The sequence below is a fragment of the Kocuria sp. TGY1127_2 genome (assembly GCF_013394385.1).
Classification (GTDB): Bacteria; Actinomycetota; Actinomycetes; order Actinomycetales; family Micrococcaceae; genus Rothia.
Genome location: NZ_AP022834.1, coordinates 108026 through 127970, shown reverse-complemented (window position 1 = coordinate 127970; position 19945 = coordinate 108026). Strand labels below are relative to the sequence as shown.

The following is a 19945-nucleotide window of genomic DNA, read 5'->3' as shown; positions in this document are numbered from 1 at the left end:
ACTCTGGGCGGTCAACTTATGAGCCAGCTGTGACAGGACGAAAGCGTGTCTGTGACATTGAGGTTTTGACGGATTCGACCCACGGATGCACGCTGAAGGCCACTAGTCTGTGAACCATGAGCCATAACCCCGAACCCTCTTCGGCTGCACACATCGCCAAGAATCTACCGGCCCTGGAGCACCCGGACGGAAGCCCCATCCGCGCGCTCGTTGTCGACGACGAGGCGATGCTTGCCGAACTCATCAGCGTCGGCCTCAAGATGATCGGCTGGGACGTCCAGCACGCGGGTGACGGCCCGGCGGCCCTCGACGCGGCACGGAGCTTCCTCCCGGACGTTTTGGTTTTGGACATCATGATGCCCGGCTACGACGGACTCGAGCTGCTCTCCAGGATCAGGCGGGCCCAGCCGGAGGTTCCGTGCCTGTTCCTTACCGCGAAAGACGCCGTGAACGATCGCATCGAGGGCCTGGCTGCGGGCGCCGATGATTACGTGACCAAGCCCTTCTCGATGGAGGAGGTCATGATCCGTCTTCACCGTTTGGTCCAGCGCTCTGGCGTCGCCGCAATCGACGACGCAGAGCTGGTCGTCGGAGACCTCGTCCTGAATCAGGACACTCGGGAGGTGACGCGCGGAGGCGAAGAGATCCAGTTGACCGCGACTCAATTCGAGCTGCTGCGTTACCTCATGGAGAATCCGCGGCGCGTGGTCTCGAAATCCCAGATCTTGGACAACGTGTGGAAATACGACTTCGGCGGCCAGGCCAACATCGTCGAGCTGTATATTTCCTACCTGCGCAAGAAAATAGATCTTGATCGGGAACCCATGATCCACACGGTGCGCGGCGCAGGCTACGTCATCAAACCTGCGGCCCAATGACGGGATCCCACGCTTCCAGCGGTCCGCGGAGGTCCCCTGCTTTCAACCCCGGTTCCTGGCGGTTGCGCACCCGGCTCATTGTGATCCTCATGCTTCTCCTGGGTTTGGCCTGTTTGGTCATCGGGCTCGTCAGCTACGGTGCCATGAACGCGACCCTCACCGGCCAACTGGACTCACAATTGTCCGAGGCCTCGAGCCGCGCGACCAATTTCTCCGGGGCGGGCCCTGATCAGGCGGACGGGGCGCAGCAAGCAGCGCCGAATCCGCTCAACGCGCCCGGCCAGGCGGCGGGCACCCTGAATGCGCGGATCGACGATGGACAATTCGTCGCCGGGGGCTTTCTGGATACGGGTGGATCAGCCGTGAAGCTCACGGAGTCGGACCGGCAGACCTTGAAGAATATCCGGCCGGGGAACGCGTCACAAAAGGTCGATCTTTCCCAGGGCGACTACTTGGTGGTCTCGGAACTGGACCATTCGGGTCAGGTCGTTCTGACCGGCCTGCCCCTCAAAGGGGTCCACCGGACCCTGAGCACGTTGGTAGCCATCATGTTGGGGGTATCCGTCGCCGCTCTGCTCCTCGCGGGTCTGCTCGGGTCCATCGCTGTCCGCCGAACCATGAAGCCCCTCGAACGGGTATCTTCGGTGGCTACGAGTGTCTCGCGGCTTGATCTGGAATCCGGGCAGTTGCCCGCCGCGAGCCGGGTGGCCGCACCGGATGCACATCAGGACACGGAGGTGGGCGCCGTCGGACATGCCTTGAACCGGATGCTCGATAACGTGGGGTCGGCGCTGACGGCCCGCCAGAAGTCCGAGGACAAGATGCGGGCGTTCATTGCGGACGCGTCCCACGAACTGAGGACCCCGCTCGCAGCGATCCGTGGTTATTCCGATCTCCTCAAATGGACTGAGGACTTCACGCCGGAAGGTGAGAAGTCCTTGGGGCGTATCGACTCTCAATCCCAGCGGATGGCCGGATTGGTCGAGGACCTCTTGCTTCTGGCCCGTCTCGACGAGGGCCGGGAGCCGGAACGGGAAAGTGTAGATCTCACGGAACTCGTCATCGAAAACGTTTCCGATCTCCAGGTTGCGGCCCCTGACCACGAATGGGAGCTGAAACTTCCGGAGGATCCCGTGGTAGTACAAGGCGACCCCCGGCAGCTTCAGCGGGTTCTGCTCAACCTTCTCTCCAACGCCCGGAAGCATACCGATCCCGGGACATGGGTCGCCACGCGGCTCGGTACATCGGCGGATCGGCAGGAGGCGGTATTGGCCGTGACCGACAACGGCCCGGGAATCGAACCCGAATTTCAGGAAAAGATTTTCGCCCGCTTCGCACGCGCCGACCAGGCCCGCTCAGGTGAAGTCGGCACGACCGGCTTGGGCCTGGCCATCGTCAAAGCGATCGTCGAAGCCCACAACGGCGGCATTTCACTGACTTCCCGGCCCGGTCACACCGAGTTCGAGGTGAGGTTACCGTTGCTCGCGGCCACCGAGTGATCGACTACTGGAAGACGGACGTGTCCATCCCCGTGATATAGGTGGCCTGCCCTAGGTGCTGAAGGGCGTCTTCGGAAACGCTGACCAAACGAGCGCTCCTGGTCACTGGCGGATCCCAGTTGTCGTCGATGACCGCTCCCAGGTCCTCGTCACTCAAGGTATCGATGTAGTCGAGCTCAGCTTTGACCACGGCATCGAGATGTTCGAAAAGCAGATCCACGTCCTGCACTTGGATGGACCGGGCCCTGTCACCGGACTGGCCGAAACCGAGTTCGTGTGGTTCCAGGTCCAAGCCGAATCGATCGCCAAAGCCCTGGGAAACCCAGACGGTCTCCTGTTGGGAAAGCTCACTGACCTGTTCATCGATCTCCCGCGCGGTGTGCCACACTAACCAGGCGATCGAGTTGTCGTGGTCGCCGGGGTGAGCGTTGAGCATTTCGGGGCTGACTCTGTCCTTGAGTCGCGCTGCGACTTCGGAAGGACGGCCGGCCAAGTCTTTCAATATTGTGATCGCATCCATAGTCTCGACCATACGCTCCGCCTCGAGACGCCGTAACCCCGTCCCATCTCCGGAGCCCCACGACCTCTCGAACGGCTATTTGCCCAAGTCAGCGCGGTTTGAGTAAGGTTATTGTTGCTCGAGCGGTGTGTTGGCTCAAGAACCGTTCGGGGGTGACCCCGGGCAGCTTTCTTGTACGCTTCACCTGCCCAGGCACCGGGCCGGTACCGGAACTGATGTTCTGGTACCGGCCCCTCATCTGAGCGCTCTTCGCCGTCGACCACCGCTGTCTCGCTGCGCTGCGAGGCCATCGCTTTCTCACGGGCGCTCTTTGCCGCGTGGTGCGGCTTCACGTGCAGACCATCTCTCGTGCGAGAGTTGCCTGGTCACGCACGGCAAAGAAAATCTATTGCGAACATCCGGCCCACTCGTGCGTGGGCACCTCGGCGTATAGGACCACCACTGTGCACACAACGTCAGATTCGACCCCGAAAATCCTTTTGGTCTCCGATCCCGGATTGCCGACCAAAAGAATCGAACATTCACTGTCGAGCATCAAGACCAGATTGGGAGACATCCTCGGGCACCAGACCGAGGTCAACCACATCAAACACCTCATTCCGGTGACTCCCGAGAACGAGGTTACCAGCGAGCTGGATCTTCCGGAGGAAGCCCGCGATGTCGACTACGCCGTCCGCGTGCTGCTCACTGAAATGCCGCTCCGCCACAGCGGACGGCCTGTGGTCGCACAGACGGACTTCTCCCGGGGGATCCTGATCATTTCGTGTCCCACCATGGGCGTCTTGTACCCTAAAAGGCGGCTCGTCGACGTCATCGGGCGCGGCGTCGAATCCCTCGTGCAGAACTCCTCATCCGAAGGAAACAACGTTCAGGGCTGGAATGAATGGGGCGGCCAGGATCAGGATCAGATATCCCGGCTCTACTCCCACACGTGGACCGGTGCCCCGCGCACCGTTGCGGGAATGGTCATGTCCAACCAACCGTGGAAGACGGTTCCCCGGCTCTCCAGCGCTCTCACGGCAGCCTCCGCCGCGGGCGCATTCGGCATCTTCTACAGCTCTATCTGGGAAATGGCAGAATCGCTGTCAGGCCTGCGGTTGGCCATCATCACCCTGGTCTCGATCTTGGTGATGACGGCCTGGCTCATCCTGCGCAACCGCTTGTGGGATGCTCCCGTACAAGAACGGCTTGCCCGAGTGGTCGCGTTGTACAACGTTTCGACGGTTGTCACCCTGCTCATTTCCATAGCCAGCCTCTATCTCATGCTATTCGTCCTCATTCTGCTCGGCGGCTTGGTCGTGATCGATCCCGACTTCATGCAAAAGACGCTGGGCATGCCCGCGCACTTGAGCAACTACCTCAATATTGCGTGGCTGAGCGCTTCAATGGGCGTCATCGCCGGCGGCCTGGGCTCCGGATTCGACTCCGAGACAGATCTGCAACGTTTGACCCACGGACAGCGCGAACGCCAACGGGTTTTGAGCAAAGACAAGGACGAGGACTAGTTCCCCTGAGGCCCTCATTGCCCTCTCGGCAAGAGGGAGAGCTTGTCGATGACGGCATACGAAAGCGGGGGCGGACCGTTACCGGTCCGCCCCCGCTTTTGTTGAGTTTATTCGCCGCTATGCGCGGTTCTTGCGGCCGAAGATCAGACCCCAGATGAAGAGCACGATCAACGAGCCGACGAGCGCGAGGAGCCACGTGGTCAACGAGAAGAACCCGTTTCCGTGAACTCCGAAGATCGCTCCGCCGATCCAACCGCCCAAGAGGCCGCCCACGATGCCGAGGATCATCGTGACAATGATTCCTCCGCCCTGGCGCCCCGGCATGATGAGTTTAGCGAGCGCACCGACGATGATTCCGATGACGATCCAGCCAATAAAACCTAGTCCCATGATATTTACCTTTCGCGAGTAATTACGTATGTCCTGGTGTTGGCTCTGATTTCAGGATACCTGCTAAGACCCGGGTTGCCATAGCCAAGTTTTAGAGCTCTTCTTGAAATTTTGGTTCTCGAAACCGAGCCAAGGAGTTTTGCCGAATATCCGAGCGCCTGAATTATTTTTTGAATTTGAAAATACAGCTAATCTACGGTTCAGTAACTTCTGTCAAGCCCTCTGAGATGTGCACAAATCCTTGTAATGTGTGCCCCAGCCACCTTCGCCGCGAATGTACTTCCAAAAGAAACACCGGGTATCGAGCCCAGGCAGAGTTAAATGAGGCCTGCCCGTTTTCAATCGCAGGCCTCACCGTCCGCCCTGCGCAGAGGGCGGCAGCGGACGTGGATCTCCCCCAATGAAATCCGGATTGGCCACCATCACTTGACGGCAGCCAATCCGGACAGCTCCACGACCGAACCTTTTGCGTTACTGCAGCGTGACCTGTCGCTTGGAGCGGGACTGCCGCGAAACCGTGTACACGACTCCCACGCTTCCCAGGGGATTGCCCAACACTCGGGCCACTGAAGGAAGAACCTCTTCTCGGATCTCCCTCGTGACTTCCTTGAGGTCAGCACGCTCGTTCACGGTAACGTCCAGGACGAGTTCGGCATTGGTTCGTTGGCCCTTGAGGCCTGCCTTGGCGTCCGTGACGTACGTGAGATCTTCGATGTGCTCGGCTACGGCCGCGGTGATGACCTTGGGCTCCACAAGCGTGAACCCACGCTTGGGATCCTTCTGGAAACGGAAAGTCGACGATCCCCCACTCCGCGGTATCTGACGGATGAGCCACCAGAGACCGAAGAGCATCAGGATCACACCGACCACGATCAGCGCCGATGCCAGCCATGGGGCGTCGAGGACGGTCGAAGCGTTCTGCAAGGGGCGGCTTGATGACTCCCATTGCTCTCCCGCTCCGGCCAGCAGGCCTCCGGCCGTAACAGCCCAGAGGACCCCGGCCGCGAGAAGGATAAATCCTATGATCGCGAGCCACGTCCGGTTGGTAGATCCAGCGGTTTTCTTCATGACACGTCCTTGCTCTGTGCACTGACCCGCACCTTGGGGAAACGCACAAGGTCAGCAGAAGCCAGTCGTTCCTCGACCGCTGCCCTGACTTCTTCCTCGAGGCTCGTGGTCTCGTGCAGCGGCGTCGTCACGTTGACGAGCACCCGTTTGGCGGTTGCGGAGGATTTGACCCCCGAAACACCGTCGACCTGCGAAGCCGCAGAAGATGCCAAAGTCGCGAGTCCGCGGTTGCTGACGACCGCATCGACGGGACCGCGAGAGTGCCCACTTGCCGCTTGCTGCCTCTTCAGCTGGGCGGCGTTGAAACCGCCCGGCAAGAATGCACACAGCAACAAGATGAGCCCCAGGACCGCGGCAACGATTGCCGCCACCCACCCCCACGGTGAATTCCATGATGCCGATGACGCGGAGTCGGCCGCACTGCTCAGCTGGGGCCACCATTGACCTGTGGACAGTTTCTGAATACCGGCCCAGATAAAGCCGAGGCCTATGATCAAGGCCAGAAGCAGAACTATCGCGGACGGTATGGCGCGAGAGGGGCGCCGTCGAAGTGACTTCACAGCAATACCCTTTCTTGTCGGCCCTGCTGAGGTACGAGGTACTTGACTCGGATGTCGACTTGGCGGACTTCGACGCCAGCCATGTCGGACACGGTGCGCACGAGAGTCTCACGGACTCGCTCGGTCGTCTCCTCGATGGGAAGCGGATATTCGATACCCAAGTCCACGCTGAGCACTGCGATCGAGCCGGTGAGCTCGACCTTGACCTGCGGGCGGGAATCCAGATCCGCGTGGCCTCCCACGCCGAGGAAACCTCGTTCGCGACCTCCGACCCCGGACAGTTCCGAGGCGCATTGCGCGGCGATTTTCTCTACCACTCGGTCCGCGATAACGAGGCTGCCGCGCTGGGCGGTGGATTCGGAGCCTTCAGGCAGTCCCGATTCCCCGCTTTGCGTCGATTCCAGCCGATGTGCGCTAGCCATCATCGTTACCTCCTGTCAGAGCCGCGGCCCGTCATGGAGCGAAGGTCCAAGCGACCCTCCATGAAGAGTCCGACGGCTGCACCAATGACGGCGAATACCGCTGCAATAAGGAATGCGAAGAATCCGCCGAAGAAGGCGACTACGCCCAGCGCAAGGCCGACGATGAGTCCCAATTGGCTCGGTTTCATGCTGATGTACCTTTCCATAGTGCGAGATCGGGCCCCGAGACCTGTTGCTCGGGGCCCGCGCTCATTACTGGAGTTCGCGGTCGTTCGAGTTATCGTCCTCGTCGTTCTCCTCATTCGGGAGGTGGACGTCAGTGACATCGATGTTGACCTCGATGACCTGCAGGCCGGTGGCCTGCTCAACGGTGCGGATCACGTTGCGGCGAATGCCATTGGCGATCTCGACCACGGAGCTTCCGTATTCGATGACGATGCTCAGGTCGATAGCTGCTTGCTTCTCGCCCTTCTCAACGGACACGCCACCGGAGACGTTGGTCTGCGAACCCGGGATGCGCTCGGAAATGGAGTCGAAAGCACGGCGGGCTGCATTGCCCATCGAGTACACGCCAGGAACCTCACGTGCGGAGATACCGGCAAGCTTCTGCACGACGGTGTCGTTGATGGTGGTGTTGCCCTGTGGTGTCTGGAGAGGGCTGTTGCGCTCGGCGTCACTGCCCTGCTGTGCGTTCTTGACGTTGTTCTCAGTAGCCATGATTTCTACTCCCTTGTTTTGGTCGAAACGGGCTTGTACTAATACTGACGCTCGAGCCGACGATTCGTCACGGAATTTCTCAAAGAATTTTTTGGGGGCGCCTTTTGAGGGTCCTTTCTGCAAGGATGGGCTGTAGTGGATTCCACTCGCCGGAAGGCGAAGAGAATTGAGGGGGCTTATGAGCCAAGGTGAAAACGACTCTTCCGCGCAAATAGCCACACTCGTTCTTCGTGCTCAAGACGGCGACGTCGATTCTTTTGAACGGCTGGTGGACAAGTATCAGGCTCCGCTGTTGCGCCTGGCGTTCAGAATGCTCGGAAACAGAGCCGACGCCGAAGATGTGGCTCAAGAATCACTCATGAATGCGTGGCTCAAACTTGAGTACTTGGAAACGCCAGAAGCGTTCTCAACGTGGTTGTACCGTCAAGCGGTGAACCGTTGCAAGGACATCCTGAAGTCTCCCCGGCACGGATTCACGGTCCCGATCGACGAAACGAATGACGGCAACCCGGCGTGGACCGATACGAACGCGTCGGCAGATCCTCAAAGACAGGCAGAGAACCAATCCAGCATGGATGCCCTCTCGATCCTGTTGCAGAAACTGCCCCGCGAACAGCGGGAATGCTGGGTGCTTCGGGAGCAGATGGAGCTTTCTTATGCCGAGATCTCTCGAACCCTTGCGCTGCCCGAAGCCACGGTTCGAGGGCGTCTCTCGCGAGCACGCAAGACCTTGGCCAACGAGATGAAGGAATGGCAATGACCGACGACGAGTCCCTTGAATGCGGGCGCACCGTTGAGTCGGTGTGGGAAACCGTAGATTCCGAACCAGATTCCCACCAACGAGACTGCCCCTACTGCGCCGAAGTCCGAGAACGCCTCATTCACCTGAATGAGCTCGCGCGGGAGGCCCAGCAGGCAGACAGCTCCCTCGAGATCGAGGCGCATACCCGAAGTCGGGTCCTCGACTTCGCGCGAACCAATCTCCGGCGCGGTGCTGATATTCCCGTCCACCGGGAACCGACCGCGACCGTGTCCTTCAGCCAGATGCTCATCGCTCGCACCGCCAGGGAAGCCATTGATTCCTTCCCAGGGCTCACGGCGCGCCGATGCGCGGTCAGAAATCTCCAGACGCCTGAGCAAGGCCACCAAACGCTTGCGCTGAGCATCGGCGTGGTCATCACGCCGACCACGAATATCCGAGTTCTCGACGACGCGGTGCGTGAGGCCGTTATCACCGCCGTCTCCCGGAATCTCGGGGCTCGCGTCGAAGAAGTCGATTTCACGGTAGAGGATGTGCACTATGACTAGTCACCGCCCAGAAGCACCCGCCGAGGGAAGCCCTGTCGGATCCTCGCGGGCCGAGCCGAACGATACTGGCACGACCGCATTGATCGCGGACTTAGCAAGAGTCGTCGACGCCGTTCCCGGAGTGACGCGACGGGAACCCAACGTGGGTGACTTTTTGCGAACCCTCTGGAAGAAACCTGTAACGGGGGATCAGGGCAGTCCGGACACCAAAGGAATGCGTCTGGATGTGGAAGAGGAAAAAGCTTCCCTGACCGTCGCGATATGGGTCGGTGGCAGCACCCCGGGTACTGCGTTGGCGATCGCCCAGCAGGTTACGTCACGGATCAACCGGACGATCACCGAACACGGCTTCAAACCGGGAAAGCACCAGGTCAGCGTGCGCGAGGTCGAATAGTTACCCCCCCCCGCAGCCCGCACTCGCCGACCTGAGCAACGAAAACGGCCCGAAGAACTCCGCGTGGGGTTCTTCGGGCCGTTTTCGTTGCCAGGATACGGTTCGGGCTCCTCGGCTACTGAAGCTTCCCGGTTACCGTTTGCACGGCATCCAGCAAGTCGCCGGAGGAAACCAGTCGCACAACCGACTCGATTTCCGGGGCAAGGAATCGATCCGGCCCGGGACCTTGCACGCCGGCTTCACGGATCGTCTCGATCACTCGGGCCGTTGCCGGAGCCGGTTCGGGTGTCCGCAATTCGATCCCACGGGCCGCGGTGAGGATCTCGACGGCCAGAACCCGCGTCAATCCATCGATCGCCTTGCGAAGCTTGCGTGCCGCGGACCAGCCCATCGATACGTGGTCCTCCTGCATGGCCGAGGAAGGAATCGAATCAACCGAAGCCGGATTCGCCAGTCGTTTGAGTTCCGAGACGATGGCTGCCTGAGTGTACTGGGCGATCATATGCCCGGAGTCGACGCCGGCGTCATCGGCGAGGAAGGGCGGCAAACCGCGGTTGCGTGCGACATCCAAGAAGCGGTCGGTACGCCGTTCCGAGATGGATGCAGTGTCCGCGACAGCGATCGCGAGGAAATCGAGCACATAGGCAACGGGGGCGCCGTGGAAGTTTCCGTTGGACTCCACACGACCGTCAAGAGTGACCACGGGGTTGTCGACGGCAGAAGCCAACTCGCGCGTCGCGACCGTGCGGGCGTGATCAATGGTGTCTCTCGCTGCCCCGGCAACCTGGGGAGAACACCTCAGCGAATACGCGTCCTGGACGTAGGTGCAGTCTTCCCCCTTGTGACTGAAGACGATTCCGGAATCCGCGAGAATTGAGGTCATGTTGGCGGCCGAAGCCGCCTGCCCCGGATGCGGCCGGAGGGCCTGGAGATCAGGCTGGAAAACCCGATCCGTTCCGAGCTGGCCCTCGACCGACATTGCCGCGGCGAGATCCGCCAACCGCATCAAACGGTCCAAGTCGGAAATCGCGAGAACCAACTGGCCCAGCATTCCGTCGGTGCCATTGATCAGGGCGAGCCCTTCTTTTTCCGCGAGCTCAACGGGCTTCAGCCCAGCAGCGGAAAGGGCTTCCTCCGAGGTCGTCAGTTCACCCTCCCGGGTCCTGACCGGACCTTCACCGATGATCGCGAGCGCGCAGTGGGCCAAAGGCGCCAGGTCTCCGGAGCAGCCCAGGGAACCGTATTCGTGAACCACCGGGGTGATCCCGGCCGAGAGCATATCGGCGTAGGCCTTGGCGACCTCCGGTCGGACACCCGTTCGACCCGTGGCCAATGTGGAGAGGCGCAACAGCATGAGAGCTCGAATGACCTCGCGTTCTACCTCCGGGCCGGAGCCGGCGGCATGTGAACGGATCAGGCTCCTCTGAAGCTGACGGCGCATGTCCTGAGGGATGTGTCGGCTTGCGAGCGCGCCGAACCCGGTCGATACGCCATATACGGGACGTTCGAAATCAGCCAATTCGCGGATTCGGTCGCTCGAATCCTCAATGGCCTCGATCGCCTCGTCGGAAATGCGAACTGTCGCATCGTGCCGAGCTACGTCGATGACGTCTTGGAAACTGACCGGGCCCGTCCCGACGACCACCTCGTGTTGCCCGGCGTCCTGGCTGTTGTCTCGATTCTGACTCATGAATTCTCCTGATTCTGCGAAGTCGTCGCGATACGGTGCACCAGACGCGCGGCAGTGCGCGCGGTGCGGCTATCGACGTCGTACTGGGGGTTGAGTTCGGCCACGTCGCATACCGCGAGCTTTCCGCTCGTGGCGACGAGGTCGCACACCAATTGAACAATGTCGAGCGGCACCCCATACGCGGCGGGCGCGCTGACTCCGGGTGCCGTTGACGCGGGCAAACCGTCGAGATCGATGGTCAGGTAGACCAGATCGACCTCATCGAGGAAGTCGGTGACGAAGGCCCGGACTTTTTCTCGGTCCACGGCGGAACAGTCCTCGTCCAGCATGTAGGTGACGCCGTACTTTTGTGCGGTGTCGAAGAGCACTTGGGTGTTGCTGGGCTGGCTGATGCCGATCACCGTGTACTGCATCTCGGTCTCGGCTGCCTCTTCGGCCTCGAGCATCTGCCGGAACGGGGTGCCAGAGCTGGGGACGGGATCCGGCCGAAGATCGAAGTGGGCGTCGAGGTTGAGGACGCCGAGTTTCTTGTCTTGTCGAACTGCCGACTGGGCGATGCCTAGGTAGGTTCCGAAGGCTATTTCGTGTCCGCCGCCCAGGACGACGGGGAGATGTCCCGCATCGAGGAGCGCGGACACGGCAGCGCCCAAGCGCGCTTGGCCCTCCTCCATCCGTTCGTCGGTCACGGCTACGGTGCCTGCGTCCCACGCGCGGATACCGGCGTCCCGATCGGAGAGAGCGAGTCCTCCCAAAGCTCCGCGTAGGGCTGCCGGTCCTTCTGCGGCCCCCCGACGCCCCTTGTTCCGTTCGACTCCTTCATCGCTCGAAAAACCCAGGAATACGACGCCGCCCTCGCGGTGATCGGAGTTCCCGGACTCATAAGGACGGACCACCTGGTGCCATCGGAGGTGCTCGCGGCCTGCCCCATCCGTTCTTCCGGTCCATGCGACGGCGGGAACGTCCACGTCGATGTCTCGGTGTTCATTCTTTTCAGTCATGCTTGACCTCCGATGCCGAATACTTGAGCTCGCCCGCCTTCCATACCGAGGAAACCAGCTGGACTCCCGGCCGGTAGGCCAGGTGAAGGTGGTTCGGTGCGTCGAGAGCCATCAGGTCTGCTCTGGCCCCGGGGCGCAGCACGCCGACGTCGTCTCGTCGCAGGGCACGTGCACCACCGGCGGTCGACGCCCACACGGCTTCGTCGGCGGTCATGTGCAGGTCCCGAACGGCTATGGCTATGCAGAACGGCATGCTGGTGGTGTAGCTGGTTCCGGGATTGCAGTCGGCCCCCAGAGCGACGGTGACTCCGGCATCAATCAGGGCGCGTGCATTCGGGTACTCGTTCCGAGTCGAGAAGTCTGCACCTGGAAGAAGGGTAGCGACGGTCTGGCTACCGGCGAGGGCCGCGATGTCTTTCTCGTTGATGTGGACCACATGGTCCACCGACGCCGCGCCGAGTTCAACCGCGAGCTGAACGCCTGGCCCTTGGTGCAATTGGTTCCCATGGACACGCGGAGTGAGTCCATGTTCCATCCCTGCTTTCAGGACGCGACGGGACTGCTCCTCGTCGAATGCGCCTTGTTCGCAGAACACGTCGATCCAGCGGGCCAGCGGAGCACACCGCGGAATGATTTCTTCGCACGCCACCCGGACGTATTCGTCAGTGTTCCCCCCGTATTCCGGTGGGACCACGTGGGCTGCGAGGAGCGTGATTTCGTCGGTGAGCGAGCCGGCTACCTGCAAGCTCCTCAGTTCCGATTCGACGGACTGACCGTAGCCGGATTTGCACTCGACCGTGGTGGTTCCGGACCGCAGGGATTCGTCCAGCAACCGACTCATGTTGCTGCGGAGTTCTTCCTCCGATGCTTCACGAGTGTGCTTGACGGTGCCACGAATTCCTCCGGCCGTGTACTTCTGTCCAGCCATCCGCGCGGCGAACTCTTCCGAACGGTCCCCTGAAAAGACCATGTGGGAGTGCGATTCCACGAAGCCCGGCAGGACCGCCCGCCCGTGGAAGTCGTGTTTGGCGTCGGTTGCGGGAGCTTTCCCGGCCGGCCCCACCCAGGAGATGGTGTCGTCCTCGATGACGAGTGCTGCGTCATCGATGAGGCCCAATTTTCCCTGGCCCAGCTCCGGATCATTGGTGACGAGTTCGGTGATTCCTGTCAGCAGGGTCGATCTCATGCATCACCTTCCGTCATCGGCACCCGTACGCCGCGTTCCCGGGCGACGTCGGCCGCGTGGTCGTAACCGGCATCCACGTGACGGATGACGCCCATCCCGGGATCGTTGGTCAGGACGCGCTCAAGCTTCTGTGCCGCCATGTCGCTGCCGTCCGCGATGCAGACCTGGCCCGCGTGTATGGATCGCCCCATACCAACACCACCACCGTGATGAATAGAAACCCACGAAGCACCGGATGAGGTATTGACCAGGGCGTTCAGCAGTGGCCAGTCGGCGACCGCATCCGAACCGTCTTTCATGGACTCCGTCTCACGGTAAGGAGAAGCCACGGAACCGGAGTCGAGGTGGTCGCGTCCGATGGCGATGGGTGCTGACAGCTCACCGTTGGCCACCATCTCGTTGAATTTCAACCCGGCACGGTGGCGTTCTCCGTACCCGAGCCAACAGATGCGGGCCGGGAGGCCCTCGTACGATACTTTCTCCTCGGCCATGGTGATCCAGCGACGAAGATGATCATTGTCAGGGAACAGCTCAAGCAATGCACGGTCCGTGGCTTCGATGTCCTTAGGGTCTCCCGAAAGAGCCGCCCAACGGAACGGCCCCAGCCCTTCTTCGAAAAGCGGACGGATGTAGGCCGGAACGAAGCCGGGGAATTCGAAAGCGCGATCGTAGCCGGCCTTGCGGGCCTCGTCTCGGATAGAGTTTCCGTAGTCGAATACCTCGGCTCCGCGGTCCTTGAACTCGACCATTGCCTGGACCTGGGCGGCCATGGATTCGCGGGACTTCTTGGTGAACAGCTGGGGATCGCGCTGAGCTTCCTGTTTCATTTCTGCGAAGGGCACCTCCACGGGCAGATACGCCAGGGGATCGTGGGCGGAGGTCTGATCGGTCACGATGTCGATGGGGGCGTCACGCCGGAGCATCTCGGGGAAGATCTCGGCCGCGTTGCCCTCAAGACCGATCGACAGGGGTTTCTTGGCGTCTCGGGCCTCGACCGCCAATTCCAGAGCGTGTTCCAGGTTGTCGGCTTTGACGTCCAAGTACCTGTGCTCGATGCGTCGATCGATGCGGGTGACATCGCAATCTACGCAGATTGCCACACCTTCGTTCATGGTCACGGCCAATGGCTGCGCGCCGCCCATTCCGCCCAACCCAGCGGTCAAGGTGATGGTTCCGGCCAGGGTTCCGTCGTAGCGCTTGCGGGCCACGGCACCGAAGGTCTCGAAGGTTCCCTGGAGGATGCCCTGTGTGCCGATGTAGATCCACGATCCGGCCGTCATCTGGCCGTACATCATGAGTCCTTCTGCCTCGAGTTTGCGGAAATCCTCCCAATTAGCCCAGTCGCCCACGAGGTTGGAGTTGGCGATCAGGACGCGGGGCGCCCACTCGTTGGTCCGGAAAACCCCGACCGGCTTGCCTGACTGGACCAACATCGTCTCGTCCGACTTCAAGGTCTTCAAAGTGCGAACGATGGCATCGAAGGATTCCCAGTTCCGGGCGGCTTGTCCCGTCCCTCCGTACACCACGAGTGCATCCGGGTGCTCGGCGACCTCGGGGTCAAGGTTGTTCATGAGCATGCGCAGAGCACCCTCCTGCTGCCAACCTAAGGTGTTGAGCTCGGTTCCTCGTGGTGCGGAAACCGGACGCGGCTGATGCTCCGGTGAAGAAACCTCGTGCATTTCGTTCTCTCCTTCATGGCTAGGATGGAGCATTCCGGGCCCGTGCGCCCCGAATGCCAGTGATCGAAGTGTTCTCGCAAGCCTTATAAAAGCAATGTGGATCACAAAGTCCGATACGTCGTATAATCCTGTATATACAACCTGATGTCAAACAGTCGAGGAGATCTGTGGACACGCAACAGCTCACGAGGTCGTACCTCACTCAAGCCGTCCATAGTGGCCCCGCCTACCGGCGAATCATGCGGGCCATCCTGTCAGGAATCGAATCGGGCGAGTGGACAGCAGGCGAGCAGATCCCCTCCGAAAACGAGCTCGTCGAGGGTCTCGGCCTCTCCCGCATGACCATCAATCGCGCCTACCGCGAACTCGCCACGGAAGGGGTGTTGAAACGCGTTCGCGGAGTCGGAACTTTCATCGCCGACTTCAAGATGCCCACATCCCTGGTCGAAATCCGCAACATCGCCGACGAAATCCATGAACGCGGCCATTCGCATCGGACAAAGGTGCTCTTCGCACGCGAGGAGACAGTGGAAGAAGACGCTCGCTGGCTCACCGCAGAAAGCCTGACCGGTCGAATCTTCCATTCACTGGTGGTTCATTATGACAACGACGTCCCCTTCCAACTCGAAGACCGTTACGTCGCACCCAGCGAAGCGCCTGATTATCTGGGCCAAGATTTCACGACGACGACACCCAACGACTACCTGACCCGCGTCGCCCCGCTGACCCGCGGAAAACACGTCGTGGAGGCAATTCTGGCAACCGACGAGGAGTGTCGTCTGCTGGGCATTCAAACGACCGAACCATGCCTGCTCGTACGACGACATACGTGGTCGCAGAACGGCCTAGTGAGCCTTGCCCGACTCATCCAGCCCGGGTCCCGCGGACGCCTGGAAGGCGAATTCGGACAACCCTAGCCCCCCCCCGGGACATATCACCGACAGCTCCTCGCTCCTATACGGCAGATCCAAGGGTCACGAAAGGTCCACAGAAGCTACAGTCTGGGATCGCGGGTCTTCTGACGTCGTGGTTCGTCACCGTGCCCGCTTCCTCGAGCTCCACTGCCTTTGTCACCGGAATGAAGAAGCAGGCAAAGGGCAGACCCGTCAACGCCTACCGCCGAGCATCGGGCGGGGTGAGTAACACCGTTTCCCCATCTGCATCTACACCGTTCACGGTAAAGGAGGCTCTACCGAGAAATACACTCAGTTCTATCGTTCCGATTCTCGTCCCGTGACAAAATTTTGCTCGAACTTCAAACCACCGGGAATCGAGACAGAGAGCTCCATGAAAAAATTAGTCATTCCGACCGTGCTGTTTTCCGTAATTGTTGTTGCGTTGGCGACGGCAGCTCTTTTCTGGGACAAAGAAGCTAGGCACGCTCGAGAGGAATCAGCAAGAACTGCAATTTCAACCTTGACGCATCAGAACAGAGCAGAGGAAATAGACGTTCATGGCAGACCGTACGTCATGTACCAGGCCATGAACCTGAAATCGACGGTATACGTGAAAATGAAACCCGCCGAAGGAGCGTCCAAGGAAACCCTCATTCTCAACAACATTACGGACAATGATCACGACGAGATTGAAGACTTGGTTTCACTCCCGTATCCCGAATCGGACGCGACTCCGATCACCAACGATGACGGATCATTCACGGACCGAGCAAAGGTCGGCGGTGCGGAACGGGCCTACAAAGCGGAGTCTTCGGAGCTTGCCCCGGGACAGAACCTGCGGATCACGGATGACACAGGCAGGGTCGTCGCTGAGGCGAAGTTGGATGCAAAGAAACAAGGCCATGTTTCCGCGGTATCGGCCATGGACGACGGCATAACGGCCAGCGTTATCTACGAGAAATAGAAACAGTAAAATGGCCGGCAATAGGCCATCCCTCTCGGATTAACGCACCCAACCACGGGCCTTGCGGGCGCGGAGGACATCACGTCGGAAAGATATCCGACATATGAGTGCACCGTCACCCGCAAAACCCGTGGTCGTCGCCGTGAGAAATGATCAAGAATAGATCACCAAGCTCTCACATTCGGCCACGGGACTAGAGACCCAGCGCAGTCAAAAGATCGAGGATCGGGCCCGTGATACCGGAAACGGAGTCGAGCAGGAATTCTACGGTGTGGGACAGCATGTGTTTTCCTCTTTCGTTCTTATCGCATTGACCGCCTGTCAAAACGGCCTGAGAACAACTCTGGACGACTCAAGATCGCTCGTGGCTACAGCCGGGTAAACATTCGGTATCCACCATGTTTCAGGCCGGGCGGTACCATTCCGTCCTGTTCTGATGGCTTTCGGCGCCCCGTACATCTTGCTCAGGACAACCAAACTTCCTCCTGACTAGGCGCGCCATGGCAGGGAAAAAGTGTCTTCAGGGTGGTTCGAATGTGTAGTGTGGAGCACACTTCTGGAAGGAGAGCCATGGCCAATTTCCGCGAGCCGAACAAGAAAAAGAAGAAGTCCGCGACCACGGCAGATCAGACGAATCAGCAGCGTCCGACCTCGCCTGGTCCTCGGAGCTCCGCGAGCCCCGGTTCCGACGGCGAAGACAAGCCCCAGCAGTCTCGCCAGGGCCGCCCGTCCCAGACGGCCAAGGAGCAGGCCAACGCTGGCGACACGACGACCAATAAGAGTCCGCATAGCCCCGGCCCCTCAACGGGATCCCCTTCGTCGGACGTCGGTACTCGTCCGGCCAAGGGAAGACCTGCCTCTCCGGGAAGAGGGTCCAGTCAGCGGCCGTCGCAGAGTCGGCCCTCAGGCCCCAAAGGCCCTGGTACGTCTCCGAGCGCCGCGGCCACGGCTGCCGAAGAATCCGAACACGCCGGGGCCGAGCCCCGCAAAACCGCTCCCAAGACGCCAAGTCCGAACCCCAAGACGCAGCCCGAGCGTCCCAAATATCCCGGAAGCCTGGGCAATAAAATCGTGTTGACCGGCCTGATCGTGATCGGGTTTGCACTGCTCATTACGGTCTTGGTGGCCTTGATCGGCTTCCCGATACTCGAGCTCTAGATCATCTGGACCCGCCGTAAGATGTTCCTAAGAGTTGGCGGGGCTACCTCACCCTCAACCACGTTGCCGGGAGGAAGGACAAGCAGACATGCGCATCCTCCGTATCTTCAATAACAATGTGGTACTCGCATCCGGTGATTCCGGTGAGCAAATGGTCATGATCGGCCGGGGGCTCGCCTTCGGCAAGAAGAAGGGCCAACAGCTCGATCCCGACAAGGTGGAACAGACCTTCGTACCGGAAAGCCAGGGCGAAGAGCAGCTCACGGCCATGTTGTCCGAGATACCGGCGGAGGTTTTGGCCCTCGCGACAGAGTTGGAGGCCATAGCCCGTGACGAATTGGGCGCCAGCATTTCGCATTCCTTCATTGTTCCCCTTGCGGATCACATCAATTACGCATTGATCCGCGCCCAGGAGAAGCTCCGTATCGAATACCCCCTCAGCATCGAGGTCGGACAGCTGTATCCCAAGGAAGTCGCCTTCGGCCGTCGGGCAATATCACTGATCAATGAACGTTTTGACGCCGATCTACCCGAAGACGAGGCGACGCCTCTCGCACTGCACCTCGTCAACTCGCAATTTGCCACCGAGGACCTCGTCAAGACCTTCAAAATGACCGAGGTCTTCTCGCAGATCTTCGACGTCATTTCCTCGGCCTACGGGCAGGAGATCAACCAATCCAATATGTCCGTGGCGCGATTCGTGACCCATCTCCGGTATCTCTTCGTTCGTGCCGAGCACGGCAAGAACCCGACGAGCCAGGACCCGGCCTTCCCGGCTATTCACGACGCGGTCCGGGCCAGCTACCCCCGCGCCTATGATTGCGCGTACAAGGTCGTACTGCTCCTGCAAATGCATTTGCACCAGGACATGTCGGAAGACGAACACACGTACCTGACGATGCACATCGCCCGGCTCGCGACGGATCTCTGGGGCGAGAGCTCAACGGTGTCTGCGATTCAGTGAATGCTTATCAAGGCGGCAATCCACCCGGGCGCCACTGGGAAACATTCAATATGATGGCAACTTCGGATATGTATTGCTTCCACAACGAAAGAAGATTGTGACTCTTAGCCAGGGCCCCCGAACATCAATCATCATGCCGGTCTACAACACGGCAGAACGTGTTGTCTCGTCGATCCGATCCGTCTTGGAACAGACTGATCCGGATTTCGAGTTGCTGGTCATGATCGACGCTTCGCCCGACGACTCGTCCCGCGTTATCCATGAGTTCTTGCGGAACCACCCGGACGAGCGAGTGCGGGTCTTCGACAACACAACCAATGTCGGGGTGTCCGGGGTACGCAATCAAGCCCTGGACGAAGCGAAAGGGCGTTGGGTCTCTTTCATCGATTCGGATGACAGGTATCGACCCAATTTTCTCTCGACGATGCATTCTTTTGCGGCCTCCGAGGAAGCCGACTTGGTCGTGTGTAGCCACACGCTAGTGAGCACGGACGGCTCGCATCGTGACCGCTCCATTGGCGCCCCGGGGGGCCGATCCGGGAAAGAGGCGGGTCTCGAGCTCTTGAAGGACAACCTCACCCCTTATGTTTGGGACAAACTGATCTCCGTGGAATCCATTGGTGAGATTCGATTCCCGATGGACATTCACCGGGCTGAGGACGCAGTCTTCTGCTTGGGGGCCTATGCGGGGTCCAAGCGAGTCGCCGTGATCGATCCCTCGTTGTACGAATACACCGTGGACGCAAACTCCGCGACGTGGGGGAAGGTCGTTTCGGTCGAAGAAAGTGATCGACTCCTGGACCATATGAGCCAGGAAGCTGGATCCCTGCTCGATACGTCCGAAGGCCTACGGGCGTTCAAGATCTCGTGCATCTTGACCTATCTGAATAATGCTCAGCAGGCCATCGGTCTCGACAATGAGCGCGGCCGAGAAATCATATCCCAGTGCCGACGCAGAATTTCGTGGAACCAAATTATTACCGCGCTGCGGATCAAGCCCGTATTCGGTATGGCCGGTGTACTTCTGAAAGCCTCGCCGACGATTTATCGCCGCCTGTACGGAATGTACGTCCGGCGGATGTACGGAATCTAGAACCGGCCCCGAATTCCGAGGGAAAACATCCTCGTCGTCGCACGAATCCAGGATAC

Annotated in this window: 22 protein-coding genes; 11 read left to right on the top strand and 11 right to left on the bottom strand. The window is 60.2% G+C overall.

The window, feature by feature from the left end; translation table 11 throughout:
- The first annotated feature begins 116 nt into the window (after positions 1–116).
- A complete protein-coding gene (locus tag sake_RS00595; RefSeq protein WP_129358375.1) occupies positions 117–878 on the top strand; it encodes a response regulator transcription factor in 762 nt (253 codons plus the stop codon).
- Positions 875–2377, top strand: coding sequence for a HAMP domain-containing sensor histidine kinase (locus tag sake_RS00590; protein WP_178945220.1), 1503 nt, complete (start codon positions 875–877; stop codon positions 2375–2377). The genes sake_RS00595 and sake_RS00590 overlap by 4 nt, the downstream gene beginning before the upstream one ends.
- 4 nt (positions 2378–2381) lie before the next feature.
- Here the strand turns inward: sake_RS00590 and sake_RS00585 are convergent, their stop codons facing one another.
- Positions 2382–2909, bottom strand: a complete 528-nt coding sequence (locus tag sake_RS00585; RefSeq protein WP_243155708.1) for a DinB family protein — start codon at positions 2907–2909, stop codon at positions 2382–2384.
- A 431-nt stretch (positions 2910–3340) separates the two neighbouring features.
- Here sake_RS00585 and sake_RS00580 point away from each other — a divergent pair, with 431 nt between their 5' ends.
- On the top strand, positions 3341–4402 hold the full coding sequence (locus sake_RS00580; RefSeq protein WP_238147505.1) for a hypothetical protein: 1062 nt from the start codon (positions 3341–3343) through the stop codon (positions 4400–4402).
- Between the two features lie 117 nt (positions 4403–4519).
- On the opposite strand, the gene sake_RS00575 is transcribed toward sake_RS00580, so the two are convergent.
- The 6 genes from sake_RS00575 to sake_RS00550 form a co-directional block, all read right to left on the bottom strand.
- Entirely contained in the window at positions 4520–4792 is a 273-nt protein-coding gene (locus sake_RS00575) for a GlsB/YeaQ/YmgE family stress response membrane protein (RefSeq protein WP_129358373.1), read from the bottom strand.
- Positions 4793–5263: 471 nt separating this feature from the next.
- The gene (gene amaP / locus sake_RS00570; RefSeq protein WP_129358372.1) at positions 5264–5860 is read right to left on the bottom strand and encodes an alkaline shock response membrane anchor protein AmaP; all 597 of its coding nucleotides are present in this window, start codon (positions 5858–5860) and stop codon (positions 5264–5266) included.
- Complete coding sequence (locus tag sake_RS00565; RefSeq protein WP_129358371.1) at positions 5857–6420, bottom strand: DUF6286 domain-containing protein; 564 nt, start codon at positions 6418–6420, stop codon at positions 5857–5859. Before sake_RS00565 ends, amaP begins: the two co-directional genes overlap by 4 nt.
- The gene (locus sake_RS00560; RefSeq protein ID WP_238147504.1) at positions 6417–6845 is read right to left on the bottom strand and encodes an Asp23/Gls24 family envelope stress response protein; all 429 of its coding nucleotides are present in this window, start codon (positions 6843–6845) and stop codon (positions 6417–6419) included. Before sake_RS00560 ends, sake_RS00565 begins: the two co-directional genes overlap by 4 nt.
- A 2-nt stretch (positions 6846–6847) precedes the next feature.
- On the bottom strand, positions 6848–7030 hold the full coding sequence (locus tag sake_RS00555) for a hypothetical protein (RefSeq protein WP_129358370.1): 183 nt from the start codon (positions 7028–7030) through the stop codon (positions 6848–6850).
- A gap of 64 nt (positions 7031–7094) precedes the next feature.
- Positions 7095–7559 (bottom strand): Asp23/Gls24 family envelope stress response protein, encoded by a 465-nt coding sequence (locus sake_RS00550; protein ID WP_129358369.1) that lies wholly within the window; start codon positions 7557–7559, stop codon positions 7095–7097.
- Between the two features lie 178 nt (positions 7560–7737).
- Between sake_RS00550 and sake_RS00545 the strand changes: the two genes are divergently transcribed.
- Genes sake_RS00545 through sake_RS00535 form a run of 3 tightly spaced genes read left to right on the top strand, consistent with a single transcriptional unit; the run spans position 7738 to position 9261 of the window.
- Positions 7738–8319, top strand: a complete 582-nt coding sequence (locus sake_RS00545) for an RNA polymerase sigma factor (RefSeq protein ID WP_178945219.1) — start codon at positions 7738–7740, stop codon at positions 8317–8319.
- Positions 8316–8867, top strand: coding sequence for a hypothetical protein (locus tag sake_RS00540; protein WP_129358367.1), 552 nt, complete (start codon positions 8316–8318; stop codon positions 8865–8867). The genes sake_RS00545 and sake_RS00540 overlap by 4 nt, the downstream gene beginning before the upstream one ends.
- The gene (locus sake_RS00535) at positions 8860–9261 is read left to right on the top strand and encodes a hypothetical protein (protein WP_129358366.1); all 402 of its coding nucleotides are present in this window, start codon (positions 8860–8862) and stop codon (positions 9259–9261) included. The genes sake_RS00540 and sake_RS00535 overlap by 8 nt, the downstream gene beginning before the upstream one ends.
- A gap of 115 nt (positions 9262–9376) precedes the next feature.
- On the opposite strand, the gene hutH is transcribed toward sake_RS00535, so the two are convergent.
- Genes hutH through hutU form a run of 4 tightly spaced genes read right to left on the bottom strand, consistent with a single transcriptional unit; the run spans position 9377 to position 14814 of the window.
- Positions 9377–10951 carry a histidine ammonia-lyase gene (gene hutH, locus sake_RS00530; protein ID WP_178945218.1) on the bottom strand — a complete coding sequence of 525 codons (1575 nt, stop codon included), beginning with the start codon at positions 10949–10951 and terminating at the stop codon, positions 9377–9379.
- Positions 10948–11949, bottom strand: coding sequence for a formimidoylglutamase (gene hutG / locus sake_RS00525; protein ID WP_178945217.1), 1002 nt, complete (start codon positions 11947–11949; stop codon positions 10948–10950). The genes hutH and hutG overlap by 4 nt, the downstream gene beginning before the upstream one ends.
- Positions 11942–13135, bottom strand: coding sequence for an imidazolonepropionase (gene hutI, locus sake_RS00520; protein ID WP_178945216.1), 1194 nt, complete (start codon positions 13133–13135; stop codon positions 11942–11944). The genes hutG and hutI overlap by 8 nt, the downstream gene beginning before the upstream one ends.
- A complete protein-coding gene (hutU, locus tag sake_RS00515; RefSeq protein WP_129358362.1) occupies positions 13132–14814 on the bottom strand; it encodes a urocanate hydratase in 1683 nt (560 codons plus the stop codon). Before hutU ends, hutI begins: the two co-directional genes overlap by 4 nt.
- 167 nt (positions 14815–14981) lie before the next feature.
- On the opposite strand from hutU, the gene hutC reads away from it, so the two are divergent.
- The 5 genes from hutC (at position 14982) to sake_RS00490 (ending at position 19889) form a co-directional block, all read left to right on the top strand.
- Entirely contained in the window at positions 14982–15731 is a 750-nt protein-coding gene (gene hutC, locus sake_RS00510) for a histidine utilization repressor (RefSeq protein ID WP_238147503.1), read from the top strand.
- Positions 15732–16101: 370 nt separating this feature from the next.
- A complete protein-coding gene (locus sake_RS00505; RefSeq protein ID WP_178945215.1) occupies positions 16102–16674 on the top strand; it encodes a hypothetical protein in 573 nt (190 codons plus the stop codon).
- Between the two features lie 570 nt (positions 16675–17244).
- Positions 17245–17832 (top strand): hypothetical protein, encoded by a 588-nt coding sequence (locus sake_RS00500; protein WP_178945214.1) that lies wholly within the window; start codon positions 17245–17247, stop codon positions 17830–17832.
- Between the two features lie 88 nt (positions 17833–17920).
- Entirely contained in the window at positions 17921–18796 is an 876-nt protein-coding gene (locus sake_RS00495; RefSeq protein WP_129358359.1) for a PRD domain-containing protein, read from the top strand.
- Positions 18797–18893: 97 nt separating this feature from the next.
- Positions 18894–19889 (top strand): glycosyltransferase family 2 protein, encoded by a 996-nt coding sequence (locus sake_RS00490; protein WP_238147502.1) that lies wholly within the window; start codon positions 18894–18896, stop codon positions 19887–19889.
- The last annotated feature ends 56 nt before the right edge of the window (positions 19890–19945 follow it).